We start from the raw sequence: 26,606 nt of genomic DNA, 5'->3' as shown, positions 1-26,606 counted from the left end.
CCCCCCCCCCCCCCCCCCCCCCCCCCCCCCCCCCCCCCCCCCCCCCCCCCCCCCCCCCCCCCCCCCCCCCCCCCCCCCCCCCCCCCCCCCCCCCCCCCCCCCCCCCCCCCCCCCCCCCCCCCCGGGTCCAGGCCCAGCCGGCCCCGGGACACGGGGCGCTGGAGCCCGACGCTCACCAGCGGCTCGGCGTCGGAGTCGAAGGGCCTCAGCCAGGGCAGCACCTCGATCTCGCCTCCGTCCTCGACGGGTGCGTGCAGGACGCCGTGCAGCGGCGACGCGGAGCGAGGCAGGCCCGGCGCCGGCCGGTAGGGCACGTACACCAGCGGGTGGTCGCTGAAGGCGGTGCCCACCCCGGGCAGATCGGCGACGACGTCGAGACCCGCCGCGGCCAGCTCCGCGGCGGGGCCCAGACCGGAGAGCAGCAACAGGTGTGCCGAGCCCACCGCGCCGGCGCTCAGCACCACCTCGTCCGCACGGACGGGCCCGTCGTCGGTGAGCACGCCCACCGCCCGGCCCCGCTCGACCAGGACCCGGCGCACGACCGTCCCGCCGCGCACGGTGAGCGCCGGCAGGTGCCGCCGGGGGGCGAGGTAGGCCATCGCGGTGTTGATCCGCACCCCGCCGTCGACGTTGAACGGGATGGGCCCGTGCCCCGGTGCGGCGTCGCCGTTCTTGTCCGGTTCGGCGGGGAAGCCGAGCTCGGTGCTCGCCGCCGCGAAGGCGTCGGCCAGCGGCGAGGGGCTCGGCAGCCGGCGCACCGGCACCGGCCCGTCCGCCCCGTGCCCCGGCCGATCACCGAAGTCGGCGTCCGCCTCCGACCTGCGGAAGGCCGGCAGCACCCGGTCGTGCGCCCAGAGCGGGTTCCCGGCGGTGGCCCAGCCGTCGAGGTCGGCGTGCGTGGCCCGGACCCACACCGCCGCGTTCAGCGCACTGGACCCACCGGCGATCCGGCCGCGGGGCACCCGGACGGCCTGGCCCGGGCGCACCTCGGCGGCCAGGTCCCAGTTGGCAGGATGTCCGGGCGCGGTGGCGGCCAGGCTCGCCGGGTCGCGCACCTCCGCGGGCCAGTCCGCGGTCTCCACCGGCACGGGGCCGGCCTCCAGCAGCAGCACCCGGCGGCCGGCGTCGGCGAGCCGGGCAGCCAGCGCGCAGCCGGACGTGCCGGCGCCCACGACGACGACGTCCCACTCCCCCTCAGGGGCGGCCATGTCCACCCTCCGGCAGGTCAGGCACCGTCGAGCCCGAGCGCTCCGGGCAGGTCCAGCCGGCGCACCTTGCCGGTCGAGGTCCGCGGCAGCTCCGCCACCGGGTGCAGGTCCTTCGGGCGCTTGGCGGCACCGAGCCGCTCCCGGGCCCACGTGGTCAGCTCCTCGACGCCGGCGTTCCCCACGTAGGCAGCCACCACGCGCTGCCCCCACTCCGGGTCGGGCACGCCGAAGACCGCGCTCTCGACGACGTCCGGGTGCGCGTCGAGCACGGCCTCGACCTCCGCCGGGTAGACGTTCACGCCGCCGGAGATCACCAGGTCCTCGCGGCGGCCGTCCAGCCACACCACGCCGTCGTCGTCGATGCGGCCGAGGTCGCCGACGGTGACGCGGTCGCCGCGCCAGGCCGCCGCCGTCTTCTCCGGGGCCCGCCAGTACTCGAACCGCGCCCAGGGGGGCACCGCGCACCACAGCTGGCCGCGCTCGTCGGTCTCCAGGCGCCGTCCCGGCCGTGCCCGGCCGACGCTGCCGGGGTGGGCGAGCCAGTCCTCGGGCGAGCAGACGGTGAACTGGGCCTCGGTGGAGCCGTAGAACTCCCAGACGGAGCCCTCGGGGAGCGCCTCGAGCACCGCGCGCTTGAGCGGCTCCGGGCAGGGCGCGCCGGCGTGCACGAGCCGGCGGAAGGACGACCAGTCCACGTCGTCCCGGGCCGTCAGGCGCTGCAGGTGGGTGGGCACGCAGAACGTGGTGGTCGGGCGCAGCTCGCTGATCGCTCCGGCCGCGCGGGTCACGTCGAACGGGCCGGGGAGCAGGACCTCGCCCCCGGCGAGCAGGGTGTGGATCGAGAATCGCAGCGGGGCGCTGTGGTGCAGCGGCGAGAGCACGAGGTGCCGGTCGTGCCGGTCGAAGCCCCAGAGCTCGATCTCCTCGGCGGCCAGGGCTCGTGCGTCGTCGTCCGGGAGCACGCCGGACCACACGCCCTTGCGCCGCCCCGTCGTCCCGGAGGTGTAGTGCATGGGACGCGCCAGCGGCACGTCCGCCAGCTCCGCCTGCTCCGACCCGGAGAGCAGCCGCGCGGGGTCGTCCCCCACGTCCAGACCCGCGTCGGCGTCCTCGGCGAGCGCTGCCCGCTCCGCGGCCGGCAGCCCGGGATCCAGGACGACGGGGACGACGCCGGTGCGCAGCGCACCGAGGACGACGGCCAGCAGCGCCGGCGACGCGGCGGCGGAGACCAGCAGCCGGTCCCCGCGGCGCAGTCCGGCGGCCGCCAGCGCCGCGGCCGCCCGGCGCTGGTCCCGCTCGCTGTCCGCGCTCCGGACCACGGGCACGGTCGCGCTCACGCCGGGCGCACCGTTCCGTCGGGAGCCTGCTCGACCCGTCCCTCGGCGCGCAGCTTGTCCAGGGTCGCCCGCGTCGACTGGGCCGCCGCGAACCAGACCGCCCGCGGCACCTCCGCGTAGATGGTGGCCACGAGCTCGTCGACCGTCGTCGCCCCGCCCTGCAGGGCCGCCAGCACCTGCCCCTCCCGGTAGGCCCGGTGGGCGAGGTAGTACTCGAGGACCGCGCCGGGGTCCTCGGTCAGCTCGGGCCCGTGCCCGCAGTAGAGGGCGCTGGGGCCCAGGTCGCGCACGGTCCGCAGCGACTCCAGGTAGGCGACCACGTCGCCCTCGGGATGGGTCACCACCGACGTGCCGCGGCCCAGCACGTGGTCGCCGACCAGGACGGCGCCGGACTCCAGGCGGAAGGCCAGGTGGTCCGCGCAGTGCCCGGGGGTCGGGACGACGTCGAGCGTGGTGCCGGCCAGCCGCAGCCGGTCCCCACCGGTGAGGACGCGCCCGTCGGGACCGGCGACCTCGCCGCTCCCGGCCATCACCTGCGCGCCGAACCGGGCCGACCACGGCAGCGCCGCCTCGGCGTGGTCGCCGTGGTGGTGGGTGACCAGCACCGCGGCACACCGCGCGCCGCGGGCGGCCAGCGCCGCCTCCACCGCGTCGAGGTGGGCCGGGTCGTCGGGGCCGGGATCGACCAGCACGGCCTGGCCGCTGCCCGGTGCACCCACCAGGTAGCTGTTGGTGCCGTCGAGCGTCATCCCCGACGGGTTGGGCGCGAGGACGCGGGTGACCAGCGGTTCCAGGTCGGCGGTGCGCGGCATGCCGCCGAAGGCCGGGAGCTGCCAGCTGGTGCGCGGATCGACCGGGGCGTTCACGCGAGGCACGCTAGCCCCGCGGTCCCGGCCCCGACCACCCGCGTGCGGCGCACCGGGGCGCGGAGCACTGCGGCCCGCCACCGATCCCCGGGGTGGCGGACCGCAGTCGTCTCCATGCCGGCCCTGTCCATGCCGGCCCTGTCCATGCCGGCCTCAGCCTCCGCAGCCGCCGACGGTGATGCCGCGGGCGTTCAACCAGCGCACCGGGTCGGTCTGCCCGCCGTGCAGGACGCCCCCCGGGTGGGCCTCGAAGTGCAGGTGCGGCCCGGTCGACTGCCCCCGGTTCCCGACCTCGGCGATGACCTCACCCGCCCGCACGCGCTCCCCGGCACGGACGAAGTACTCGTTCACGTGGCCGTACACCGTGACGTAGCCGTCGTCCCCCAGGATGTAGACGGCGTACCCGAACCCGGTGGCCGTGCCCGCACGCTGCACCACGCCGGAGTGGGCGCTGTACACCGGGGTGCCGATCGGGGCGGCGATGTCCACGCCACCGTGGAACGTCCCCCACCGTGCGCCGAAGCAGCTCGACACCCGGCCCGAGGTCGGCTTCACGTAGGCGCCGGACGAGCCCCCGCTGTCGCCAGGGGTGGCGCCGCCGGACGAGCCGCCACCGCCACCGCCGCCTCCGCCGCTGGAGCTGTTGCGGGCGGCCGCGGCAGCGGCAGCTGCCTCGGCCGCGGCCCGCTCCGCCGCCTGCCGCCGCGCGGCCTCCTCGGCCGCCTGCTGCTGCTGCCACTGCTGGTGGGCGTTCCGGGCGCCCTGGAGCTCCAGCAACCGGATGTTGGCGTTCTCGAACTGCTCCTCGTAGACCGCCTTCTGCGCCTCGATCTCGGCGTAGGCCCCCCGTTGGACGGCGACCTGCGCCTCCGCCGACGCCTTCGCCGCCGCCGCGCTCTCCTCGGCGGCCGCCATCTCGTCCCGCGCGGTGCGCGCCTCCGACTCGGCGGTGGCCTGCGCGATGCGCGCGACCTCCATCTCGGCCAGGACGTCCACCTTGTCCGCGGCGACGTAGTCCAGCATCGCGGCGCGCTGGATCAGCTCGGAGGGGCCCTGCGCGTCCAGCAGCACCGCCGTGGTGCTCATCGACGGGCCGGAGATGTAGCTGTCCCGCGAGAAGGAGGCGATCCGTACCTGGGCGGTGGCGACCGCGTCGGCGGCCTGCTGCAGCAGGGCGGCCGCCTCGTCGGCCCTCTCCTGCGCCGCCTGCAGTGCCTGGTTGGCCACCTCGTAGGCGGTGCCGGCCGCCTCGGCCTGGTAGCCCAGGCGTTCGAGCTCGGCCTCGGCCGCGGTCACCAGGCCGGCGATGCGCCCGACCTCGGCGGCCGCGGCATCCTGCTGGGCCTGGGCGTTCCCGAGCTCGCTGTCGGTCGGGTTCGGCGGCGGCGGTGCGGCGAGCGCGGGCACGGCGGTGACCACCAGCGTCGTCCCGGCCAGGACGGCCACCAGACCCGTCCGCAGTGATCGGGCCGGACGGGGCCGCCGGGCGCCGGGGCGCGCGGTCGCCGGACGCGACGGTCGGCGCTGGAACATGACTGGCTCCCGGGGAAGGGGAATGGGGCGTGATGCCCGACGAGAGTCGCAGCGTCACCCCCAGTCACAAAGGCAACACGCGCACCAGTTGACGCGCCGCGCCAAGTTCGCTAGGTGACCGTCTCAGTACGGTCGGTATGTCGACACGATCAGGTCGACGGCCGTTCGAGCTCGTGCGCCAGCGCGTCCAGCTCGGCTCCACCGGCCATGAGCCGGGTGAGCTCGTCCCGGCTGACGTCGGCCTTGTCGAACGACCCCAGGCTCCGGCCCCGGTTCAGCACGAGGAAGCGATCACCCACGGGATGGGCGTGATGAGGGTTGTGGGTGATCAGCACGACGCCGACCCCGCGGTCGCGCGCCTGGGCCACGTAGCGCAGCACGACGCCGGCCTGCTTCACACCCAGCGCCGACGTCGGCTCGTCCAGGATCAGCACCCGGGCACCGAAGTGCACGGCCCGCGCGATCGCCACCGACTGCCGCTCCCCGCCGGAGAGGGTGCCCACCGGCTGATCGGGGTCCCGGATGTCGATGCCCATGGCGGCCAGTTCCCGGCGGGTGACCTCCTTCGCCCGCGCGGCGTCGAACCGCCGGAAGGGCCCGCGGCCGCGCGTGGGCTCCGCCCCGAGGAAGAAGTTCCGCCAGATCGCCATCAGCGGGATCATCGCGAGGTCCTGGTAGACCGTCGCGATGCCCGCGTCGAGCGCCTCCCGCGGCGAGCCGAAGTCGGCCGGCCGCCCGTCCAGCAGCAGCTGCCCGCGGTCGGCGCGGTGCACGCCGGCCAGGATCTTGATCAGCGTGGACTTGCCCGCCCCGTTGTCACCGAGCACGCAGGTGACCTCGCCGGCCCGCACGCTCGTGCTGATGCCGTCGAGTGCGATGACCGAGCCGTAGTCCTTGCCGACGTCGCGCAGCTCCAGCAGCGGTGGGGTCCCCGGGGACACGGCGGTCACCGGCGGGGTGGGTGGGGGCGTCATCGCCGGGCCGCCTCGGCGGACCGCCGGACGAGCCGGTTGGCCAGCACCGCCAGCAGCAACATGGCCCCCAGGAAGAAGTAGAACCAGTCGGCGTCCCAGCGCAGGTACGGGATGCCGAGCAGGGTCATGCCGAAGATCAGCGCGCCCAGCGAGGCGCCGATCGCCGAGCCGAAGCCGCCGGTGAGCAGGCAGCCCCCGATGACCGCCGCGACGATGTAGATCAGCTCCTGGCCGGTGCCGGTGTTGGCCTGCACCGAGGTAAGCCGCACCGCCAGCGTCGTCCCGACGAACCAGGCCGCGGTCGCCGTGGTCATGAACAGCGTGATCGTCGTCCGCCGGGCCGGGACGCCGACGTTGCGGGCGGCGACCTCGTCGCCGCCGGTCGCGAAGACCCAGTTGCCGAAGCGCGTGCGCAGCAGCACCCAGGTGGCCAGGGACGTGAACAGCACCCACCAGAGGACGGCGACGCGCACCTCCGCCCCGAGGATCGTCATCCGCGAGGCGAACACCCACTCCGCGCTCCCGTATCCGGGCGCCGAGCGCAGTCCGCCGGCCGACACCGTGCCGGTGAAGAGTTTCGTCAGGCCGAGATTGAGGCCCTGGAGCATCAGGAAGGTGCCCAGCGTGATGATGAAGCTGGGCAGACCGGTCCGGGTCACCAGCCAGCCGTTGAAGAACCCGATCGCGAGGGCCACCAGCAGCGAGACGCCGATGGCCACCCAGATGTTCTGCTCGAACTCGACGGCGACGATCGCGACGGTCAGCGCCGTCGTCCCGGTCATGACGCCGGCCGAGAGGTCGAAGTGACCGCCGATCATGAGCAGCGCGACGGCCACCGCCATGATCCCCAGCGTCGACGCCGGGTCGAGCCAGTTGGCGACGCCGCGGGCGGAGCGGAAGACGTCGGACTGCACGGCGAAGAACGTGAACACCGCGACCGCGCCGACCAGCGCCCCGAGCTCGGGCTTGACCAGCAGCCGGCGCAGCGGCCCGGCGGCGTTCAGCCGCTCGTCGGGCCGCCGCGTCGCCGGCTCGCCCGCCGTCCCGGTCTCCACCGGCGCCCCCGCGGTGCTCAGCGCGTGCCGGCCGAGGCCAGGTCGGCGATCTCGTCGACGTTCGTGGCGTCGACGATCCCGGGGCCGGTGAGCACCGGCTGACCGCCGCCGACGGTGTTGAGGTTCTCGGCGTAGAGCTTGAGCATCACGACCGGCAGGTAGCCCTGCTCGTACTGCTGCTGGTCCACGGCGAAGGCGATCGACCCGTCCTGGATGCCGCTGATGACGTCCTGGTTCAGGTCGAAGGTGGCGATCTGCGCGTCGGAGCCGGCATCCGCGACCGACTGGACCGCCACCGCGGCGACGGCCGAGTTCAGCGTGAGGACGGCGTCGATGGTCTCGTCGCTCTGCAACTGGGAGGTGATCGTCGACTGGGCGCCGGTCAGGTCGTTGATGTCCACCTGCAGCGGCGTGACCTGGCCGCCCAACCCGGCCTCGGCACCGGCGCACCGCTGTTCGTGGCCGATGTTCCCCGCCTCGTGGATGACGCACAGGACGTTGCTCGCGCCCCGGTCGGCCAGCTCGCGACCGGCCCCCTCGCCGGCGATCGTCTCTTCCTGGCCGACGTGGCCGATGGCGCCGAACTCGGTGGACCTGTCCCCGCCCGAGTTGATGGTGACCACCGGGATGCCGGCGTCGACCGCGGCCTCGACCGACTCCTGGATCGCGTCGGGGTTGGCCATCGAGACGACGATGCCGTCCACGTCCTGGTTGACCGCGGCGTCGATGAGCTGCGCCTGGCGCTGCGGGTCGCCGTCGCTCTGGTAGTCGACGTCGATGCCGAGGTCCTCCCCGGCGGCCTCGGCGCCGTTCTGCACGACGTCCCAGAACGCGTCACCGGCCGAGCCGTGCGTGATGACCGAGAAGGACAGGTCCCCGTCCCCGCCGCCGCCGTCCGCCGAACCCCCGCCGCCGGCGTCGTCGCCACCGTCGGTGGTGCACGCCGCCAGCAGCAGCGGAGCGGCCAGCGCGATCGCGAGAAGTCGCCGGGGTGCGGGCATGGGAGTCCTCCTGTGAGCCACGGAGGAGCTGCGCTGCCCTCCGCCGGTGTCCGACGGGACATCATGCCTCCCGCCGGGGCACCGGGCGTGCCCGACCGGTACGACGCACCGGGGAACTGTGCGGTGGTCCTACGCTCGGCGCCGTGGACATTCTGGGCTCGGGCCACGAGCAGGTCGTCTTCTGCAGCGACCAGGCATCCGGCCTGCGGGCCGTCATCGCGATCCACTCGACCGCGCTGGGCCCCGCGCTGGGCGGCACCCGGTTCTACCCGTACGCCGACGAGGACGACGCCGTCGCCGATGCGCTGCGGCTGTCCCGGGCCATGTCGTACAAGAACAGCCTCGCGGGGCTGGACCTGGGCGGCGGCAAGGCGGTGATCATCGGCGATCCCCGCAGGGACAAGACGGAGGCGCTGCTGCGCGCCTACGGCCGGTTCGTCGAGGCCCTCGGCGGGCGGTACCTCACCGCCTGCGACGTCGGCACCTTCAACGCCGACCTCGACGTGGTCGCCCGCGAGACCCGCTTCGCGCACGGGCGTTCGCTGGCCTACGGCGGCTGCGGCGACTCCTCGGTGCTCACCGCCTACGGCGTCTTCCAGGGCATGCGCGCCGCGGCGCTGCACTGCTGGGGGCAGCCGTCGCTCGCCGGCCGCACCGTGGCGGTGGCCGGCGTGGGCAAGGTCGGCTCGGAGCTGGTCGACCTGCTGGTGGCCGACGGTGCCGAGCTCGTCGTCACCGACGTCGACGCCGCCGCGGTGGAGCGCGTCCGCAGCCGGCACCCCCAGGTGCGGACGGTGGCCGACACCGCCGCCCTGGTAGGCACGCCGCACGACGTGTACGCGCCCTGCGCTCTGGGCGGTGCGCTGGACGGGCCCACCGTGGCCGCGCTCCCCGCGCGGATCGTCTGCGGCGGCGCCAACAACCAGCTGGCCGCCCCGGGGATCGCCGACGAGCTGGGTGCCCGCGGGATCCTGTACGCCCCCGACTACCTGGTGAACGCCGGCGGCGTCATCCAGGTCGAGGACGAGCGGCACGGGTTCTCCTTCGAGCGCGCCCGGGCCCGGGCGGCGGGCATCTTCGACGTCGCCCTGCGGGTGTTCCGCGCGGCCGACGCCGACGGCGTCTCCCCGGCCGTCGCGGCCGACCGGCTGGCCGAGGAGCGGATCCGTTCGGTGGGCCGGCTGGCCACGATCCGGCTGCCGCGCTGACGTCGCACGACCCGGGTGCACCCGTCCGGGGAGGGGACGTGCGCCCGCCCGGGATCCGTGTCGTAATGTTGTCCCAGACATAGTCACTCAGCCGGGGTCGCCACGCGGGCCGTCACGCCCACGGGGCCGGACGCCCGCACTCCGTAGCGAGGGGGTCGAGCCGATGGGGCGCGGCCGAGCGAAGGCCAAGCAGACACGCGTGGCCCGTGAGCTCAAGTACAGCTCACCCAACACCGACCTGACCGCGCTGCAGCGGGAGCTGGCCGGTTCGTCGTCGACCTACACCGCGCCCAGCGCGGCCACGGACGACGACGATGACGAGGAAGACGACGAGTACGCCGACCGCTGGGCGGACGACGACTCCGGCGACGACTGGGCCGCCAGCCGCTGACGCGGCCGGTTCCCCGTCCGACTCGACAGCACCGCCTCGCCTCCGGGCGAGGCGGTGCTTCGTGCGCTCGGCTCCGCCGGCAGCGGCTGGCGCCTGACGCTCAGCGGTAGGAGCCGACCAGCCGTGCGGCGTCGTCGTCACCCGAGCGCGGCTCGACGCTGCCGGCGACCCAGGCGGGCACGCCCGCCGCGGTGATCTGCGCGACCACGTCGTCGGCGACCTGCGGGGCGACGGCGGCCACCATGCCGACGCCGCAGTTGAAGGCGCGCTCGGACTCCGCGCGCGGCACCCCGTGCTCCTCGAGCAGGTGCACTGCCGGCGGGAGGGCCCACGTGCCCCGGTCCAGCACCGCCTGGAGACCGTCGGGCACCACGCGTGCGGTGTTGCCGGCCAGCCCGCCCCCGGTGATGTGCGCGAAGGCGTGCACGGCGTCCACACCGTGCCGCTCCACCAGCGCCAGGCACTGCAGGGCGTAGATGCGGGTGGGCTCGAGCAGCTCCTCGCCGAGCGGCCGGGACAGGCCGGCCGGGGTGGCGTGCAGGTCCAGCCCCGCCGCGGCCACGACGCGCCGCACCAGCGAGTAGCCGTTGGAGTGGAAGCCGGACGACGCCATCGCGACGACGGCGTCCCCGGCCCGGACCCGCTCCGGGCCCAGGACGGCGTCGGCCTCGACCACGCCGACGGCGGTGGCGGCGAGGTCGTACTCGTCGGCGTCCATCAGGTCGCCGTGCTCGGCCGTCTCCCCGCCCACCAGCGCGGCCCCGGCCAGCGTGCAGCCGGCCGCGATGCCGGTGACGATCGCGGCGATCCGCTCGGGGACGACCTTGCCGCAGGCCACGTAGTCCTGCAGGAACAGCGGCTCGGCGCCGCAGGCCACCAGGTCGTCGACGACCATGGCGACCAGGTCGATGCCGACCGTGTCGTGCCGGTCCAGCTGCCGCGCGAGGGCGATCTTCGTACCGACGCCGTCGGTGGAGGAGGCCAGCAGGGGCCTGCGGTACTTCGCGGTGTCCAGGGCGAACAGCCCGGCGAAGCCGCCCAGGCCGCCCACCACCTCCGGCCGGTTGGTGCGCTCGACCGCGGTCTTCATCAGCGTGACCGCACGCTCGCCCGCGTCGATGTCGACGCCGGAGGCGGCGTAGGTGAACTCGGCGCCGGTCACGGGCGCAGCAGGGCGTCCTCGGCGCCGCCGGGGACCGTGGCGCTGCCGGCCTGCCGGCCGGTCCACCCGGTCATCGCACGGCTCTCGATGCCCTCGAGGACGTGCTTGCCGAGCACCTCGGGCTGCTCCAGCGGGATCGGGTAGTTGCCCGTGAAGCAGGCGGTGCACAGCCGGTTGGCCGGCTGCTCGGTCGCGGCGATCAGACCCTGCTCGGAGACGTAGCCCAGCGAGTCGGCGTTGACCGAGGCACGGACGCCGTCGATGTCCAGGCCGTTGGCCACCAGCTCCGCCGGGCTGGCGAAGTCGATGCCGTAGAAGCACGGCCACTTCACCGGCGGCGAGGCGATCCGTACGTGCACCTCGACGGCGCCCGCCTCGCGCAGCATCCGGACCAGGGCCCGCTGGGTGTTGCCGCGGACGATCGAGTCGTCGACGACGACCAGGCGCTTGCCGCGGATGACGTCGCGGAGCGGGTTGAGCTTGAGCCGGATGCCCAGCTGCCGGATGGTCTGGCTCGGCTGGATGAACGTGCGCCCGACGTAGGAGTTCTTGACCAGGCCCAGGCCGTAGGGGATGCCCGAGGCCTGTGCGTACCCGACCGCCGCCGGGGTGCCGGATTCGGGCACCGGGATGACCAGGTCGGCCTCGACCGGGTGCTCCTTGGCCAGCCGCCGGCCGATCTCGACGCGCGCGGCGTGGACGCCGCGGCCGGAGATCGTGGTGTCGGGACGGGCGAGGTAGACGTACTCGAAGACGCAGCCCTTGGGCTGGGCCGGCGCGAAGTGCTGGCTGCGCAGCCCGTTCTCGTCGATGGCGATGAGCTCGCCGGGCTCGACCTCGCGGACCACGGAGGCGCCGACGATGTCCAGCGCCGCGGTCTCGCTGGCCACGACCCAGCCGCGCTCCAGCCGGCCGAGCACCAGCGGGCGGACGCCCTGCGGGTCGCGGGCGGCGTAGAGGGTGTCCTCGTCCATGAAGGTGAGGCTGAACGCGCCGCGCAGCTGCGGCAGCACCTCCATCGCGGCGGCCTCGACCGAGAGGTCGGGGCGGGCGGCGATGAGCGCGGTGATCAGGTCGGAGTCGTTCGTCGCCACGAACGCACCCGGCACCCCGGCGTCGGCGGCCTTGACGGCCAGCTCGGCGGTGTTGACCAGGTTCCCGTTGTGGCACAGCGCCAGGCCGGTACCGGTCTCGGTGGTGCGGAACGTCGGCTGGGCGTTCTCCCACGTGGAGGCGCCGGTCGTGGAGTAGCGGGTGTGACCGACGGCCTGGTGGCCGCGCAGGCTGCCCAGCGTCGCCTCGTCGAAGACCTGGCTGACCAGCCCGAGGTCCTTGTAGACGACGACGGACGTGCCGTCGGACACCGCGATCCCGGCCGCCTCCTGACCGCGGTGCTGGAGGGCGTACAGACCGAAATAGGTCAGCTTCGCGACCTCTTCGCCCGGGGCCCAGACACCGAAGACGCCACAGGCGTCCTGAGGTCCGGGGGATTGGGGGTCGAGGTCGTGCGTGAGCCGTCCATCACCGCGAGGCACCCCCAGAGACTACCGGCGCGGGACGTGCTGCCCAGACCGAGCGCGGTGGTCCCCGTCACTCCACCGCGTGTCGGCGCAGCTCATCGCCGTGTCGGGGGTCAGCCGACGACGCTCCGCAGCTCCGCGTCGATCGTCGTGTCGTCGCCGTGCCCGGTCCTCACGACCGTGTCGCCGTGCAGGCTGAACAGCTGGGCGCGGATCGAGTTCACGATCGTCGGGTGGTCGCTGAACGAGCGGCCGGTCGCCCCCGGGCCACCGCAGAACAGGGTGTCTCCGGTGAACACCGTGTTCAGGTCACCGGAGTGCAGGCACGTGCTGCCCGGCGAGTGCCCCGGGGTGTGCAGGGCGGTGAGCGTGGTCCCGGCGACGGAGAACCGCGTGCCGGCGACCAGGTCGTGGTCCGGCGCCGCGGCTCTGCTTGCATCCCCGCCGCCACCCCCGAAGGTCATGTCCCAGAGCATCCGGTCGGCGGGGTTGAACCAGATCGGGGCGCCGGTGGCCTCGCGCAGCGCCGGTGCGGCGGTGATGTGGTCGTTGTGCCCGTGGGTGAGCACGATCGCGGTGACCGTCCGGCCGCCGATCGCCTCGACGATGGGGGCGGCGTCGTGCGGTGCGTCGATCACCAGCACCTCGTCGTCGTTCCCGACGAGCCAGACGTTGTTCTCGACGTCGAAGTCCTGGCCGTCCAGGGAGAAGACACCGGGGATGACGAGCTTCTCGATGCGGGCGCTCACAGGACGACCACGCTGCGCAGGACCTCGCCCTTGTGCATCTTCTCGAACGCGGCCTCGACGTCGTCCAGCCCGATCGTCTCGGAGACGAAGGCGTCGAGGTCGAACCGGCCCTGCAGGTACAGGTCGACCAGCATGGGGAAGTCGCGGCTGGGCAGGCAGTCGCCGTACCAGGAGGACTTCACCGACCCGCCCCGGCCGAAGATCTCGATGGCCGGCAGCGTGATCTCCATGTCCGGCGTCGGGACGCCGACCATGACCACGCGGCCGGCGAGGTCGCGGGCGTAGAACGCCTGCTCGAAGACCTTGGGGTGGCCGACGGCGTCGATGGCGACGTCCACACCGAACCCGCCGGTCAGCGCCTTGATGGCCTCGACGGCGTCGGTGTCCTTGGAGTTCACGGTGTGCGTGGCACCGAAGTTCTTCGCCCACTCCAGCTTGGTGTCGGAGATGTCGACCGCGATGATCGTCGTCGCCCCGGCCAGCTTGGCGCCGGCGATCGCGGCGTCCCCGACCCCGCCGCAGCCGAACACCGCGACGCTCTCGCCGCGCTGCACCGCGCCGGTGTTGATGGCCGCGCCGACGCCGGCCATGACGCCGCAGCCGAGCAGCCCGGCGGACGCGGGCGGTGCGGTCGGGTCGACCTTGGTGCACTGGCCGGAGTGGACCAGCGTCTTCTCGGCGAACGCGCCGATGCCGAGGGCCGGGGAGAGCTCCGTGCCGTCGGCCAGCGTCATCTTCTGCGCGGCGTTGTGGGTGTCGAAGCAGTACTTCGGCTCGCCCTTGAGGCAGGCGCGGCACTGCCCGCAGACGGCCCGCCAGTTGAGGACGACGTAGTCACCGACCGCGACGTTGGTGACGCCCTCGCCGACGGCGGCGACGGTGCCGGCGGCCTCGTGGCCCAGCAGGAACGGGTAGTCGTCGTTGATGCCGCCCTCGCGGTAGTGCAGGTCGGTGTGGCAGACACCGCACGCGGCGATGTCGACGACCGCCTCACCCGGCCCCGGATCGGGCACCAGGATCGTCTCGATCGTGACCGGAGCACCCTTGCTGCGGGCGACGACGCCCTTCACCTCGTAGGCCATGCGCCGAGCCTAGGCGGGGAACGCCGGAGCGACCCGGCGGCCCCTCGCCCCCGTCGACGGTCACGAGAGCATTCCGGTCCACCGGTTGAACGCGCCAGCACCGGCACGGCGTCGTACGTTCCTCGAGGCTGTGACTCACACCACGGGCGCAGCCGAGGCGCGTCCGACCGGCCGCGTCGCGTCCCGTCCCCGGAGGTCCCGCCCGTGGCCGTTCCCGCCTTCCTGGCCCGAGAGCGCATCGTCGCCCGGCCAGGCTTCAACCGGTGGCTGATCCCGCCGGCCGCCCTCGCCGTCCACCTGTGCATCGGCCAGGCGTACGCGACCAGCGTCTACAAGACCGCGCTCGTGGAGCACTTCGACGCGAGCCTCACCCAGATCGGGATCATCTTCTCGATCGCCATCGTGATGCTCGGCCTGTCGGCCGCGGTGTTCGGGACGTGGGTGGACACGAACGGCCCGCGGGCCGCGATGTTCACCTCCGCCGTCTTCTGGGTGTCCGGCTTCCTCGTCGGCGCCCTGGGCATCTACACCGAGCAGCTGTGGCTGCTGTACCTCGGCTACGGCTTCCTCGGCGGCATCGGCCTGGGCATCGGCTACATCTCGCCGGTGTCCACGCTGATCAAGTGGTTCCCCGACCGCCCGGGCCTGGCCACCGGCATGGCGATCATGGGCTTCGGCGGCGGCGCCCTCATCGCCTCGCCGCTGTCCCGCCAGCTCATGAACTGGTACGACCCGAGCTACGACGGGACGGCCGGCACCGTGCCCGACGGGATGAGCGTCGCCGGGCTGTTCCTGACCCTGGGCCTGATCTACCTGGTCTTCATGATGTTCGGCGCCTTCATCATCCGGGTCCCCGCCGCGAACTGGCGGCCCGACGGCTTCGACCCGTCCTCGGTCAAGTCCAAGTCACTGGTGACGACGGAGAACGTGTCCGCCAACAACGCGATCCGGACGCCGCAGTTCTGGCTGCTCTGGACGGTGCTCTTCTGCAACGTGACCGCCGGCATCGGCATCCTCGAGCAGGCCGCGCCGATGATCCAGGACTTCTTCCGCGAGGGGGAGACCTCCACGGTCCTCGCCGCCACGGCCGCCGGGTTCGTCGGCCTGCTCTCGCTGTTCAACATGGCTGGCCGGTTCGTGTGGTCCTCGACCTCGGACTACATCGGGCGCAAGCCCATCTACATGGTCTACCTGGGTGTCGGGATCATCCTGTACGTCATCCTGGCGACCCTCGGCAGCACGGCCACCTGGATCTTCGTCCTCACCGCCGCGATCATCATCAGCTTCTACGGCGGCGGGTTCGCGACGGTCCCGGCCTACCTGCGCGACCTGTTCGGCACCTACCAGGTGGGCGCCATCCACGGCCGACTGCTGACCGCCTGGGCCGCTGCCGGCATCGCCGGGCCGCTGATCATCAACGGCGTCCTGGACGCCCGCGGCACCCCGGGTGAGCTGGTCGCCGGGGACTACCGGCCGGCGCTGTTCATCATGGTCGGCCTGCTGGCCATCGGTTTCGTGGCCAACCTGCTGATCAAGCCGGTCGCCGAGAAGTGGTGGGAGCCCAAGCCCACCGACGTCCCCACCGCCGCAGCCGCACCCGAACGGAGCACGGTCCGATGAGCACCCCCGCCTCGACACGGAACGACCCGACCGGGAACGAGCAGCCCACCACCCACACGCCCGTGGGGCTCATCGCCTTCGCCTGGGCGCTGGTGGGCGTCCCGCTGGCGTACGGGCTGTACAACACCGTGAAGGCCGCCAGCGCGCTCTTCGGCTGACGGCCCGCAGCACCCGACGCCCCCCGCCCGCGACGTCCGCGGGCGGGGGCGTCGCGCTACCGGTGGCGGGCCTGGATCCGTGGGTCGGGCAGCGCGGCGGCGACGCAGTGCCCGATCCGGCCCTCCCGGTCGTACATCCACGTGGTGCCGAAGCCGATGCCGTCGGCACCGAGGTGGCCGGCGCTCTCCATGCCGATCCACTCGCCGCGCGGGTCCCGCGTCAGGTACATCGTCACGTCGACGTTGATGAACGCCAGCCCGCCCGTGCCGGAGTTGGCCAGCGGGTTGGTGAAGTCGGCCATCAGCGCGGCGCGGAGCATCGGCGTGAGCGGCTGCCCGGCGACGAACTCGGCCGTCTCCCGCATCCACACCTTGCCCGGCCCGCCGTCGCCCCAGGGGGTGATCCTGCGGACCTCCCACGGCATCGGCCCCCCGGCCGTGCCCTCGATCTGCTCGGGCGGCGGGACGTCCCACGGCTCGGGCGCCCACGGCTCGGCGTCCGGGTGCTCGGAGCGGCGGAGCAGCAGGGCCGAGCCCCGGATGACCTCGACCTCCCCGTCGAGGACGGAGACGTCCAGCACCCGGAGCCGGCGTCCCTCCCGGCCGGGGCGCGTCTCGACGCGCAGCGGCCGCATGGGCACGGCCCGGACCATGTCGACGGTCATGCGGGCCAGCTGCAGCTCGGGGTCCGGCTCGTCGCGCTGCGCGCCCCACGCCACCAGACCGCCGATGTGGTGGCCGTTGACCATCTCGTCCGACCACGGGCTCGCTGCTGTCGCCGTCGGCACCAGCAGGTCCCCGTCGGGCATGAACGACGCCTGCATGACACCTCCGTGCGGAGGGCGGCCGGTCCGCCCGGAGGTCGAGCATGCCCGACGGCCGTCAGGGGCGGCTCAGCGGCCGGAGCGGCAGCAGGTGCGACAGGTCGGCGCGGTTGCCGCTGGCCACGACCTTCCCCTCGGCGACGGCCTCGGCCCAGCCGAGCCGGCCGCTGGCCAGGCGCAGCCAGGTGGCGGCGTCGGTCTCGATCACGTTGGGCGGCGTGCCGCGCGTGTGCCGGGGCCCCTCGATGCACTGGACGGCGACGTGGGGTGGCACCCGCAGCTCCACGGAGCGGCCGGGCACCTGCTGGGCCAGCCAGCGGGTGCTCGTCCTCACCGCGGTGCCCACGACGGCGCGAGGCGGACGCTCGGCCCCGCCGTCGAGCCACGCGCGCACCGGCTCGAGGGCGGCCCGCAGCTCGTCGGCCGGGATGGGGGCGGTGCCGGCCATCAGCTGGTCGGGACGGTGCCCGCCGGGACGGTGAACGTCGTGCCGTGCTCCGGCCCGCCGAACAGAGCGGGGAGGGTGGCGCTCCACGCGGCCCGCAGCTCGGCCAGCGGCAGGTCCAGCAGCCCGTCCAGCACGAGCGCGTCGCCGCCCGTCGTCCCCAGCTCGGTGACCGGGACGCCGGCCCACTCCGCGGCGCGCTTCACGCCGCCGGGATCGGCGGTGGTGACGACGACCCGCGCCGTGGACTCGCTGAACAGTGCGGTGAAGGCGTCGTCGTCCAGGGCGAGCCGGGCTCCGGTGCCGTAGCGGAGCGCGGACTCGGTGAGGGCCTGCGCCAGCCCGCCGTCGGCCAGGTCGTGGGCGGAGCTCACCAGGCCCTCGCCGCCCAGCGCGCCGAGCAGGTCGGCGAGGGCGCGCTCGGCCGCCAGGTCCAATGCCGGGGGCCGGCCGCCGAGGTGCCCGTGCACGACGCTGGCCCAGGCGGAGCCGCCGAACTCGGGCCGGGTCTCGCCGAGCAGCAGGACCGTCTCCCCCTCCGTCCGCCAGCCGGCGGGCACGCGGGTGCGCACGTCCTCGTGCACGCCCAGCACGCCGATGACCGGCGTCGGGTTGATGGCGACGTCGCCGGTCTGGTTGTAGAGGCTCACGTTGCCGCCGGTGACCGGCAGGCCGAGCTCGCGGCAGCCGTCGGCGAGACCGCGGACGGCCTCGGCGAACTGCCACATGACCTCGGGGTTCTCCGGCGAGCCGAAGTTCAGGCAGTTGGTGACCGCCAGCGGCTTCGCACCGGTGGCCGCGACGTTGCGGTAGGCCTCGGCGAGGTTCAGCTGCGCGCCGGCGTAGGGGTCGAGGCGGGCGAAGCGGGCGTTGCCGTCCAGGGAGAGCGCGATGCCGCGGTTGCTCTCCTCGTCGATGCGGACGACGCCGGCGTCCTCGGGCTGGGCGAGCACCGTGTTGCCGCGCACGTAGCGGTCGTACTGCTCGGTGACCCAGCTCTTGTCCGCGCCGTCCGGGCTGCTGACGACGGCCAGCCAGTGCGCCTGGAGCTCGGCCGGCGTGGTGGGCCGGGGCAGCCGGCCGGGGTCGTCGGCCTGCAGGGCGTCGAGGTCGGCCGGGCGGGCCATGGGGCGCTCGTAGACCGGGCCCTCGTGGGCGACGGTGCGCGGCGGGACGTCGACGATGCGCTCGCCGTGCCAGTCGACGGTGAGCCGGTCGCCGTCGGTGACCTCACCGATGACGGCGGCGCGGACGTCCCACTTGCGGCAGACGGCGAGGAACTGCTCGACCTTGCCCGGCTCGACGATCGCGCACATCCGCTCCTGCGACTCGCTCATCAGGATCTCGGCGGGCGTCAGGGTGCTGTCGCGCAGCGGGACGGTGTCGAGGTCGACGTGCATGCCGCCGGTGCCGGCGCTGGCCAGCTCGGAGGTCGCGCAGGACAGGCCCGCGCCGCCGAGGTCCTGGATGCCGGTGACCAGGTTCTGCTGGAACAGCTCGAGGCAGGCCTCGATGAGCAGCTTCTCGGTGAACGGGTCGCCCACCTGGACGGCGGGGCGCTTGGCCGGACCCTCGGCGTCGAAGGTCTCGCTGGCCAGCACGCTGACGCCGCCGATGCCGTCACCGCCGGTGCGCGCGCCGAACAGGATGACCTTGTTGCCGGCGCCCTCGGCCTTGGCCAGGTGCACGTCCTCGTGCTTCATCACGCCGACGCACAGGGCGTTGACCAGCGGGTTGCCGGCGTAGCACTCGTCGAAGAGCAGCTCGCCGCCGATGTTGGGCAGCCCCAGGCAGTTGCCGTAGCCGCCCACGCCGGCGACGACGCCGGGCAGCACGCGGGCGGTGTCGGGAGCGTCGGCGCGGCCGAAGCGGAGGCTGTCCATGACCGCGATCGGGCGGGCGCCCATGGTCAGGATGTCGCGGACGATGCCGCCCACACCCGTGGCCGCGCCCTGGTAGGGCTCGACGTAGCTGGGGTGGTTGTGGCTCTCGACCTTGAAGGTGACCGCGTAGCCCTCGCCCACGTCGACGACGCCGGCGTTCTCGCCGATGCCGACCAGCAGCGCCTCGCTCCTCGGCAGGTCGCCGAACTGCCGCAGGTGCACCTTGGAGCTCTTGTAGGAGCAGTGCTCGCTCCACATGACGCTGTACATGGCGAGCTCGGCCGTGGTGGGCCGGCGGCCGAGGATCTCCGTGATGCGGGCGTACTCGTCGGCCTTGAGGCCGAGCTCGGCCCAGGGCTGCTCGTCGTCCGGGGTGCTCGCCGCGAGCTCGACGGTGTCGAGGCGGTTGGCCAGCCGGCCCGGGCCGGTGTCGAGGTCGGACAGCCCTGCGGTGGCGCTGGCCTGTCCCGCCGTCACGTCCTCGCTCACGCGCTGACAACCGCCTTCAGGATGCTGGTGAAGAAGCCGAGCCCGTCGGTGCTCGGGCCGGTGAGGTCCTCGACCGCGTGCTCGGGGTGCGGCATGAGGCCGACGACCCGGCCGTTCTCGCTGGTCACGCCGGCGATGTCGCGGGAGCTGCCGTTCGGGTTGCCCCCGACGTAGCGGAACACGACCCGGTTCTCCCCCTCGAGGCGGTCGAGGTCGGCGTCGGAGCCCACGTAGCGGCCCTCGCCGTTCTTGACCGGGATGAGGATCTGCTGGCCCTCGCTGTAGTCGACCGTCCACGCCGTGTCGGCGCGCTCGACGCGCAGCAGCTGGTCGCGGTTGCGGAAGTGCAGGTGGCTGTTGCGGGTCAGCGCGCCGGGGAGCAGGCCGGCCTCGCAGAGCACCTGGAAGCCGTTGCAGATGCCGAGCACCGGCAGGCCCTGCTTCGCGGCGGCCACGACGTCCTGCATCAGCGGCGAGCGGGCGGCGATGGCCCCGGCCCGCAGGTAGTCGCCGTAGGAGAAGCCCCCGGGCAGGACGACGGCGTCGACGTCCTTCAGGTCGTGGTCGCCGTGCCACAGCGCGACCGGCTCCCCGCCGGCGAGACGCACCGCGCGGGCGGCGTCGACGTCGTCCAGGGAGCCCGGGAAGGTGATGACACCGATGCGCACGATCAGTCCTTGGGGATGTGGAGCTCGACGTCCTCGATGACCGGGTTGGCCAGCAGCGTCTCGGCGATCTGCTTCAGCTCGGCCTCGTCGGGCGTCCCGTCGACCTCGAGCACGAAGTGCTTGCCCTGGCGGACGCTGCGGACGCTGTCGTGGCCCAGCCGGCCGAGCGCGCCGAGCACCGCCTGCCCCTGGGGGTCGGAGATCTCCGGCTTGAGGACCACGTCGACGACCACCCTGGACACGCCGACGAGGGTACCGGGACGCTCGCCACCGCCCCGGTGACCCTCATCTCCCCCCGCCGCCCGCTGCTCCGACTCGCCCACATCGGCGATCTGGGGCCTTCCCGCGTCTCATGAGCGCGAGATCGGCGATCTCGGGCCTAGCGGAGCGCCCGTCGGATCTCGGCGAGCACCTCGTCGGGGCGACCGAGCACGTCCGCGGACGTGAACCGGAGAACCGTCCACCCCGACGCGACGAGCCGGTTCTGCCGCCGCAGGTCGCGGACGAAGACATCCCGCTCCCGGTGGACGTCGCCGTCGAACTCCACGAGCACCTTCCGCTCGGGCCAGGCCAGATCGGCGCGGGCGATGAGGGCGCCGAGCCCGTCGCGGATCTCGAACTGCAGCTCCGGTGCCGGGATGCCCGCATGGAGGACCAGCCAGCGGACGACCGACTCCATCGGCGACTCCGCTCTGGCGTCCCCTAGAGGCAGCACCTCGCGCGCACGAGCACAACCGCGGCCGGTGGGGCGGCGGGCGAGCTCCTCTCGGAGTTCGTCCCGGCTGGCGATGCCGTTCAGCACCTGGTCCGTGGCCGCCAGGAGAGCCGCCGGTTCGAGGATTGCAGCCAAGTCGCGCCACGTCCTCGCCGGTGACGTCACCGGCAGCGAGCGGCGCCGCCGGACGTCCTCCTCCGCCACGTCAGACCGGTACAGGCGGCGGTCGCCCCTGCTCTCCGCCCGGGATGCGCTGGGGACGGTCAGGTGGACCCGCCGGTCGGCGCGGTCGCGCAGCGGGATCTGCAGCCCCCAGACATCAGCGGCGGACAGGTGGCTGACGACGCTGCCCGGTGGCGCGGTGAGCAGGACGGCGGCGAGGCGGCTCGTCAGCTCCCCGCTCAGCGACGTCGGCAGGTACGTGTCGCGGGACAGCCGGGTGACCTCGGGGTGCCTGAGCTCCTCCAGGCTCAGCCCGGCCTCGCGCACCGCCCTCCGCGTCGTCGGGCCGGTGATCCGCGAACGCGGCCTTCGCTTGGGCACGGGCGCAGCATGGACGGTCGCCGGCCACGGCATGCGCGCCGTCCACAGCGCCAGCGCCCACATCGGCGATGTGGGGCTGAGGAGGCGCCGTTGGGCCCCATATCGCCGATGTGGGCGTCCTTGGGCTCGGGGGGTCAGGCGAACGGGGTGCCGGTCAGGCGCTCGTAGGCGGTCACGTAGCGCTCGCGGGTGGCGGCGACGACGTCGGCGGGCAGCTCCGGCGGCTCGGAGACGCGGTCCCAGCCCGACGAGGTCAGCCAGTCGCGCACGAACTGCTTGTCGTAGGAGGGCTGCGCGCGGCCGGGCGCCCACGTGTCGGCCGGCCAGAACCGGGACGAGTCGGGGGTGAGCACCTCGTCGCCCAGCACGAGCGAGCCGCCGTCGGTGCCGAACTCGAACTTCGTGTCGGCCAGCACGATCCCCGCGTCGCGCGCGATCTCGGCCCCGCGCCAGTACAGCGCCAGCGTGAGGTCGCGCAGCTCCTCGGCGCGCTCGGCACCCACGGCCGCGACGACGGCGGGGAAGTCGATCGGCTCGTCGTGCTCCCCGATCTCCGCCTTGGTCGACGGCGTGAACACCGGCGCGGGCAGCTGCGACCCCTCGACCAGCCCGGCCGGCAGGACGACGTCGCGGATCGAGCCGGTGCGCTCGTACTCCTTGGTGCCGCCTCCGGAGAGGTAGCCGCGGGCCACGCACTCGACGGGCAGCATCTCCAGGCGGCGCACCAGCATCGACCGCCCGGCGACCTCCGCGGGCACGTCCGACGCCGATACCAGGTGGTGCGAGGCCCCGAACCGCGCCAGCACCGGCGCGAGCTGCTCGAACCACCACACCGACAGCTGGGTGAGCACCCGCCCCTTGTCCGGGATCGGCGTCGGCAGCACGAAGTCGTAGGCCGAGATGCGGTCGGAGGCCACCAGCAGCAGCCGGTCGGCGCCCGCGTCGTAGATCTCCCGCACCTTGCCGCGGGCGACGAGCGGGAGGTCGATCACGACAGCGCCGCCAGCCGGTCGAACAGCGGGCCCAGGTTGGCCACGTAGCGCTCCGGCCGGCAGATCTCGTCCAGCCGGGCCTCGTCCAGTGTCACGTCCGAGGCGGCGGCCCGGGCCCGCAGCGTCTCCCGGAACGGCGTGCCGCTGTTCCACGTCTCCATCGCCGCCGTCTGCACCAGCGAGTACGCGTCCTCGCGGGACAGCCCGCCCTCGACCAGCTCCAGCAGCACCGACGAGGTGTAGATCAGCCCGCCGGTGGACTCCAGGTTGGCCCGCATCCGGTCGGCGTCCACGACCAGGTTCTCGACCAGGCCGGCGGTGAGGTCGAGCAGGTAGTCGGTGGTGATCGCGGCGTCGGGCAGGAAGACCCGCTCGGTGGACGAGTGCGAGATGTCGCGCTCGTGCCACAGCGGGATGCCCTCCATCACCGGCACGATCGCCGCCCGCACCACGCGGGCCAGGCCGGCGATGCGCTCGGAGCGGATCGGGTTCTTCTTGTGCGGCATCGCACTCGAGCCCTTCTGGCCCGACCCGAACGCCTCCGACAGCTCCCGCACCTCGGTGCGCTGGCCGTGCCGGACTTCCAGGGCGATCGCCTCGCACACGGTCGAGATCACCGCGAGCGCCGAGACCCACTCGGAGATCGAGTCGCGCAGCACGACCTGGGTCGAGGCGTCGGCCGGCTTCAGCCCGAGTGCCGACGCCACGGCGACCTCGACCGAGGGGTCGATCAGCGAGTAGGTGCCGACGGCGCCGGAGATGGCGACGACGCCGACGCGCTCGCGCGCCGCCCGCAGCCGGTCCCGGGAGCGGGCGGCGGCGAAGGCGAGGTCGGCGACCCGGTGGCCCCAGACGACGGGCTCGGCGTGCACGCCGTGCGTACGGCCCACCCGGATCGTGTTCCGGTGCGCCAGGCCGTGGTCGCGCAGCGCGGCCACCAGCCGGTCGGCCTTGGCCAGCAGGACGTCGGTGGCGTCGGTCAGCTGGACGGCCAGCGCGGTGTCCAGCAGGTCTGACGACGTCATGCCGTGGTGCACGTAGGCCGCGGCCGAGCGGGGCTCGGTGTTGTCCGCCCACGCGGTGAGGAAGGCGATGACGTCGTGCTGCGTCGTCTCCTCGATCTCGGCGACCCGCTCCGGGGTCGGCGGCGGCGCGTTGCGCACCGGCTCGACGACGTCGGCGGGCACCCGGCCCGCGGCGGCGTGCGCCTCCAGCACCAGCGTCTCGACCCGGCACCAGAGCTCGTACTTGTGCTGGTCGCTCCAGACCCGCCCCATCTCGGGGAGCGTGTAGCGCTCGATCATCCGGCCCACCTCGTCGCCCTCAGCACCGGCACAGTCTCCCGCAGCGCGGAGCCGCCGGTGCGCCCGGCTCAGGGATCGAGCGGCGCGTAGGCCTCCGGGTGACGCTCCAGGTGAGCCCGGAACGCGCGTTCGATCGTCTCATCCCACTCCGGCAGCGCCTCGTCGTATCGCCGGCCCGCCTCGACCTCGAGGCGCTCCTCGGCCGCGAGATCGCCCGCCGCCAGCCTGGCCGCCCCCTGCGCGACGGCCTCCACAGCGCGGGCGGCGTCGTCCAGGCCGAGGAGACGGAAGCCGGCCACGACACGTTCCCGCTGGTCCACCTCCAGCCCCTGGACGGCATGGAGCAGTCCCCCGTTCATGGCCATCCCGTGGCACATCAGGACGGCGGCGAGAGCGGCGTCGCCGGGGTGGGTGAACGGGCCGTTCGGATCGCAGGCGCGGTTCCAGATCTCGTCCTCGCTGCTCACAGGACGATCCGCCCCTCGACGGCCGCCAGCGCGATGTCGGTGCGCCAGTGGGCGCCGGCCAGCCGCACGGCCGCCACCCGCTCGTAGGCGGCCTGCCGGGCCGCCGCCAGGTCCCCGCCCACCGCGGTCACCGAGAGCACCCGCCCCCCGGCGGACAGGACGGTGCCGTCGTCGGCGACGGTCGTCCCGGCGTGCAGGACGCCCTCCCCGTCGGCGCCGGTGACGGGGTCACCGGTGCGCGGGGCCTCGGGATAGCCGGAGGAGGCCACCACCACGGTGACCGCCGAGCCCGCCCGCCACTCCAGCGGCGGGTGGCCGGCGAGCGTGCCGGTGGCCGCGGCGTGCAGCAGCCCGGCCAGCGGGGTCGCCAGCAGCGGCAGCACCACCTGCGTCTCGGGGTCGCCGAAGCGGGCGTTGAACTCGACCACCCGGACGCCGCGCGAGGTCAGCGCGAGGCCGGCGTAGAGCAGACCGCTGAACGGCTCACCACGGCGGGCCATCTCGTCCACGGTCGGCTGCAGCACCGTGGCCATGACCTCGTCGACCAGGCCGGCCGGCGCCCAGGGCAGCGGCGCGTAGGCCCCCATGCCACCGGTGTTCGGGCCGCCGTCGCCGTCGTCACGGCGCTTGAAGTCCTGGGCGGGCACCAGCGGCAGCACCGTCGTCCCGTCGGTGACGGCGAACAGCGACACCTCGGGTCCGTCGAGGTACTCCTCGACCAGCACCGCTCCCCCGGCGTCCAGCACGCCGCGCCCGTGGGCCAGGGCCGCCTCCCGGTCCGGCGTCACCAGCACGCCCTTGCCGGCCGCGAGCCCGTCGTCCTTGACCACGTAGGGAGCACCGCCGGTGAGGGCCGCGACCTCGTCCAGCGCGGTCTCCAGCTCCGCCGGTCCACCCACCGGCCAGGCCTGCGCGGTCGGCACGCCGGCGGCGGTCATCACGTGCTTGGCGAAGGACTTGCTGCCCTCCAGCTGCGCCGCCTGCGCCGACGGGCCGAAGCAGGCGATGCCGGCGTCGCGGACCGCGTCGGCCGCGCCGGCCACCAGCGGCACCTCCGGGCCGACGACGACGAGGTCCGCCCCCCACGTCCGGGCCAGGCCGGCGATCGCCTCGGGGTCGCGGACGTCCAACGCGACGGCCTCGGCGAGCGCGCGGGTGCCGGCGTTGCCGGGCGCGCAGGCGAGCGCCTCGACGGCGGGGTCGGACGTCAGAGCCACGCACAGGGCGTGCTCCCGGGCACCGGAGCCGATCACGAGCACGCGCACGGGGCGCAACGCTACCGACGCCGACGTCAGCGCGAACGGTTCGGCTGGTCGCGCAGCGAGCGGTGCAGGGTCCGCAGCCGGGCCCGCTCCTCCGCGCGGGCCCGGGCGTCGACCCGGAGCCGCTGCCGGTGGGCCTCGGCCTGGAGCTTGCGCCACCCGCGGAACCGCGCGGGGTCCAGCCGGCCGTCGTCGAGGGCCGCGGCCACCCCGCAGCCCGGTTCGCCGCCGTGGGTGCAGTCCCGGAACCGGCAGTCCAGGGCCAGGTCGGCGACGTCGGCATAGGTGGCCTCCACCCCTGCGGCGTCGTCGTACAGCGCCAGCTCCCGCATGCCGGGGGTGTCGATCAGCAGGGCGCCACCGGGAAGCGGGTGGAGCTCCCGGGCGGTCGTCGTGTGCCGTCCCCGCCCGTCCTCGCGGATCTCCCGGGTGCCCGCGAGCGGCTCGCCGGCCAGGGCGTTCAGCAGGCTGGACTTGCCGACCCCCGACGGCCCGACCATCGCCGCCGTCCGGCCCGGTGCGAGCAGCGCCCGCAGCGCGTCCATCCCCTCGCCGGTCAGGGAGCTGACCGCCACGACGTGGACACCGAGGGCGTCCTCGCGCACCGCCTCCACCGCGGCGACGACGTCGTCGCAGACGTCGGCCTTGGTGAGGACGACGACCGGCGTCGCACCGCTGCTCCAGGCGACGGCCAGGTACCGCTCCACGCGGCGCAGCCGGGGATCGGCGGTCAGCGCGTCGACGACCAGGACGAGGTCGAGGTTGGCCGCCACGACCTGCGCCGCCGACGAGCGCCCGGCACCCGTGCGCACGAAGGCGCTCGCCCGGGGCAGCAGGGCGACCGCCAGTTCGTCGCGCACCGCGACCCAGTCGCCCACCGCGGGGCCACCGAGCGCGGCGTCGGCGTAGAGGCCGGCGCCGGGGTGCACCCGCTGTTCCCCGTGCTCGGTGAGCACACCGAGCCGGCCGCGGTCCACGCGCACCACGCGGGCGGGCGCCGTCCCGGCCGGCAGGTGCGCGGCCAGCTCGGGGCGCCAGCCCAGGGCCGGAAGGGGAGTCACGCCGACGATGGTGGGCGCCGGCCCGGCACGGTGTCACCCGAATTGATGGGGCCCCGGCGCGGCGGGCGGGAAGGGGTCGCTGGGACGCC

26 protein-coding genes are annotated in these 26,606 nt (G+C 74.3%); 4 read left to right on the top strand and 22 right to left on the bottom strand.

All coding sequences use genetic code 11. The annotated features are described in order from the left end of the window. The 7 genes from ACI793_RS15005 to ACI793_RS14975 all read right to left on the bottom strand — a co-directional run. Positions 1–1,208, bottom strand: a 1,208-nt coding sequence (locus ACI793_RS15005; protein ID WP_456607180.1) for a GMC family oxidoreductase, incomplete at its 3' end; no start/stop codon positions are given. 17 nt (positions 1,209–1,225) lie between these two features. Beyond that, positions 1,226–2,545, bottom strand: a complete 1,320-nt coding sequence (locus ACI793_RS15000) for a class I adenylate-forming enzyme family protein (protein ID WP_456607179.1) — start codon at positions 2,543–2,545, stop codon at positions 1,226–1,228. After that, positions 2,542–3,411: an MBL fold metallo-hydrolase gene (locus ACI793_RS14995; RefSeq protein ID WP_456607178.1), complete on the bottom strand. Its 870-nt coding sequence runs from the start codon at positions 3,409–3,411 to the stop codon at positions 2,542–2,544. Before ACI793_RS14995 ends, ACI793_RS15000 begins: the two co-directional genes overlap by 4 nt. A gap of 153 nt (positions 3,412–3,564) precedes the next feature. Beyond that, positions 3,565–4,857, bottom strand: a complete 1,293-nt coding sequence (locus tag ACI793_RS14990; RefSeq protein ID WP_456607177.1) for a M23 family metallopeptidase — start codon at positions 4,855–4,857, stop codon at positions 3,565–3,567. Positions 4,858–5,093: 236 nt separating this feature from the next. Beyond that, on the bottom strand, positions 5,094–5,894 hold the full coding sequence (locus ACI793_RS14985; protein WP_456607176.1) for an ATP-binding cassette domain-containing protein: 801 nt from the start codon (positions 5,892–5,894) through the stop codon (positions 5,094–5,096). A gap of 20 nt (positions 5,895–5,914) precedes the next feature. Then, on the bottom strand, positions 5,915–6,973 hold the full coding sequence (locus ACI793_RS14980) for an ABC transporter permease (protein WP_456607175.1): 1,059 nt from the start codon (positions 6,971–6,973) through the stop codon (positions 5,915–5,917). Positions 6,974–6,990: 17 nt separating this feature from the next. Further along, complete coding sequence (locus ACI793_RS14975) at positions 6,991–7,974, bottom strand: sugar ABC transporter substrate-binding protein (RefSeq protein WP_456607174.1); 984 nt, start codon at positions 7,972–7,974, stop codon at positions 6,991–6,993. Between the two features lie 143 nt (positions 7,975–8,117). Between ACI793_RS14975 and ACI793_RS14970 the strand changes: the two genes are divergently transcribed. Both ACI793_RS14970 and ACI793_RS14965 read left to right on the top strand, forming a co-directional pair. Beyond that, positions 8,118–9,182 carry a Glu/Leu/Phe/Val family dehydrogenase gene (locus ACI793_RS14970; RefSeq protein WP_456607173.1) on the top strand — a complete coding sequence of 355 codons (1,065 nt, stop codon included), beginning with the start codon at positions 8,118–8,120 and terminating at the stop codon, positions 9,180–9,182. Positions 9,183–9,345: 163 nt separating this feature from the next. After that, a complete protein-coding gene (locus ACI793_RS14965; RefSeq protein WP_456607172.1) occupies positions 9,346–9,573 on the top strand; it encodes a DUF3073 domain-containing protein in 228 nt (75 codons plus the stop codon). A 100-nt stretch (positions 9,574–9,673) separates the two neighbouring features. Here ACI793_RS14965 and purM read toward each other — a convergent pair whose 3' ends face one another. The 4 genes from purM to ACI793_RS14945 form a co-directional block, all read right to left on the bottom strand. Beyond that, positions 9,674–10,735, bottom strand: a complete 1,062-nt coding sequence (gene purM / locus ACI793_RS14960) for a phosphoribosylformylglycinamidine cyclo-ligase (RefSeq protein WP_456607171.1) — start codon at positions 10,733–10,735, stop codon at positions 9,674–9,676. Further along, a complete protein-coding gene (purF, locus tag ACI793_RS14955; RefSeq protein WP_456607170.1) occupies positions 10,732–12,270 on the bottom strand; it encodes an amidophosphoribosyltransferase in 1,539 nt (512 codons plus the stop codon). The genes purM and purF overlap by 4 nt, the downstream gene beginning before the upstream one ends. Positions 12,271–12,368: 98 nt before the next feature. Continuing rightward, positions 12,369–13,004 carry an MBL fold metallo-hydrolase gene (locus tag ACI793_RS14950; protein WP_456607169.1) on the bottom strand — a complete coding sequence of 212 codons (636 nt, stop codon included), beginning with the start codon at positions 13,002–13,004 and terminating at the stop codon, positions 12,369–12,371. Continuing rightward, a complete protein-coding gene (locus tag ACI793_RS14945; protein ID WP_456607168.1) occupies positions 13,001–14,086 on the bottom strand; it encodes an S-(hydroxymethyl)mycothiol dehydrogenase in 1,086 nt (361 codons plus the stop codon). Before ACI793_RS14945 ends, ACI793_RS14950 begins: the two co-directional genes overlap by 4 nt. A gap of 204 nt (positions 14,087–14,290) precedes the next feature. Here ACI793_RS14945 and ACI793_RS14940 point away from each other — a divergent pair, with 204 nt between their 5' ends. Further along, positions 14,291–15,706, top strand: a complete 1,416-nt coding sequence (locus tag ACI793_RS14940) for an OFA family MFS transporter (RefSeq protein WP_456607167.1) — start codon at positions 14,291–14,293, stop codon at positions 15,704–15,706. After that, entirely contained in the window at positions 15,703–15,864 is a 162-nt protein-coding gene (locus ACI793_RS14935; protein WP_456607166.1) for an MFS transporter small subunit, read from the top strand. The genes ACI793_RS14940 and ACI793_RS14935 overlap by 4 nt, the downstream gene beginning before the upstream one ends. A 56-nt stretch (positions 15,865–15,920) precedes the next feature. On the opposite strand, the gene ACI793_RS14930 is transcribed toward ACI793_RS14935, so the two are convergent. The 11 genes from ACI793_RS14930 to rsgA form a co-directional block, all read right to left on the bottom strand. Continuing rightward, positions 15,921–16,688: a thioesterase family protein gene (locus ACI793_RS14930; RefSeq protein WP_456607165.1), complete on the bottom strand. Its 768-nt coding sequence runs from the start codon at positions 16,686–16,688 to the stop codon at positions 15,921–15,923. A 58-nt stretch (positions 16,689–16,746) separates the two neighbouring features. Further along, positions 16,747–17,136, bottom strand: a complete 390-nt coding sequence (locus ACI793_RS14925; RefSeq protein WP_456607164.1) for a sterol carrier family protein — start codon at positions 17,134–17,136, stop codon at positions 16,747–16,749. After that, positions 17,136–19,505: a phosphoribosylformylglycinamidine synthase subunit PurL gene (purL, locus tag ACI793_RS14920; RefSeq protein ID WP_456607163.1), complete on the bottom strand. Its 2,370-nt coding sequence runs from the start codon at positions 19,503–19,505 to the stop codon at positions 17,136–17,138. Before purL ends, ACI793_RS14925 begins: the two co-directional genes overlap by 1 nt. Further along, on the bottom strand, positions 19,502–20,173 hold the full coding sequence (gene purQ / locus ACI793_RS14915) for a phosphoribosylformylglycinamidine synthase subunit PurQ (RefSeq protein WP_456607162.1): 672 nt from the start codon (positions 20,171–20,173) through the stop codon (positions 19,502–19,504). The genes purL and purQ overlap by 4 nt, the downstream gene beginning before the upstream one ends. A gap of 2 nt (positions 20,174–20,175) precedes the next feature. Then, positions 20,176–20,415, bottom strand: coding sequence for a phosphoribosylformylglycinamidine synthase subunit PurS (purS, locus tag ACI793_RS14910; protein WP_135143865.1), 240 nt, complete (start codon positions 20,413–20,415; stop codon positions 20,176–20,178). A 137-nt stretch (positions 20,416–20,552) separates the two neighbouring features. Then, positions 20,553–21,431 (bottom strand): DUF559 domain-containing protein, encoded by an 879-nt coding sequence (locus tag ACI793_RS14905; protein ID WP_456607161.1) that lies wholly within the window; start codon positions 21,429–21,431, stop codon positions 20,553–20,555. Positions 21,432–21,565: 134 nt separating this feature from the next. After that, positions 21,566–22,423, bottom strand: a complete 858-nt coding sequence (locus ACI793_RS14900) for a phosphoribosylaminoimidazolesuccinocarboxamide synthase (protein ID WP_456607160.1) — start codon at positions 22,421–22,423, stop codon at positions 21,566–21,568. Then, positions 22,420–23,727 (bottom strand): adenylosuccinate lyase, encoded by a 1,308-nt coding sequence (gene purB / locus ACI793_RS14895; RefSeq protein WP_456607159.1) that lies wholly within the window; start codon positions 23,725–23,727, stop codon positions 22,420–22,422. The genes ACI793_RS14900 and purB overlap by 4 nt, the downstream gene beginning before the upstream one ends. A 68-nt stretch (positions 23,728–23,795) precedes the next feature. Beyond that, positions 23,796–24,194, bottom strand: a complete 399-nt coding sequence (locus tag ACI793_RS14890; protein ID WP_456607158.1) for a hypothetical protein — start codon at positions 24,192–24,194, stop codon at positions 23,796–23,798. Further along, the gene (gene purD, locus ACI793_RS14885) at positions 24,191–25,459 is read right to left on the bottom strand and encodes a phosphoribosylamine--glycine ligase (RefSeq protein WP_456607157.1); all 1,269 of its coding nucleotides are present in this window, start codon (positions 25,457–25,459) and stop codon (positions 24,191–24,193) included. The genes ACI793_RS14890 and purD overlap by 4 nt, the downstream gene beginning before the upstream one ends. Before the next feature lie 26 nt (positions 25,460–25,485). After that, positions 25,486–26,517, bottom strand: coding sequence for a ribosome small subunit-dependent GTPase A (rsgA, locus tag ACI793_RS14880; protein WP_456607156.1), 1,032 nt, complete (start codon positions 26,515–26,517; stop codon positions 25,486–25,488). Positions 26,518–26,606 lie beyond the last annotated feature (89 nt).

Source organism: Blastococcus sp. SYSU DS0617 (assembly GCF_054051075.1).
Note: the sequence above shows the minus strand (reverse complement) of the source record. Positions and strands in the feature narration are given on the sequence as shown.

What these genes read in the sequence shown, in the direction of transcription:
- ACI793_RS14935 (WP_456607166.1), top strand. Translation starts at nt 15,703, where the DNA reads ATGAGCACCCCCGCCTCGACACGGAACGACCCGACCGGGAACGAGCAG.
- ACI793_RS14965 (WP_456607172.1), top strand. Translation starts at nt 9,346, where the DNA reads ATGGGGCGCGGCCGAGCGAAGGCCAAGCAGACACGCGTGGCCCGTGAG.
- ACI793_RS14975 (WP_456607174.1), bottom strand. Translation starts at nt 7,974, where the DNA reads ATGCCCGCACCCCGGCGACTTCTCGCGATCGCGCTGGCCGCTCCGCTG.
- purB (WP_456607159.1), bottom strand. Translation starts at nt 23,727, where the DNA reads ATGATCGAGCGCTACACGCTCCCCGAGATGGGGCGGGTCTGGAGCGAC.
- ACI793_RS14930 (WP_456607165.1), bottom strand. Translation starts at nt 16,688, where the DNA reads ATGCAGGCGTCGTTCATGCCCGACGGGGACCTGCTGGTGCCGACGGCG.
- ACI793_RS14945 (WP_456607168.1), bottom strand. Translation starts at nt 14,086, where the DNA reads ATGGCCTACGAGGTGAAGGGCGTCGTCGCCCGCAGCAAGGGTGCTCCG.
- ACI793_RS14925 (WP_456607164.1), bottom strand. Translation starts at nt 17,136, where the DNA reads ATGGCCGGCACCGCCCCCATCCCGGCCGACGAGCTGCGGGCCGCCCTC.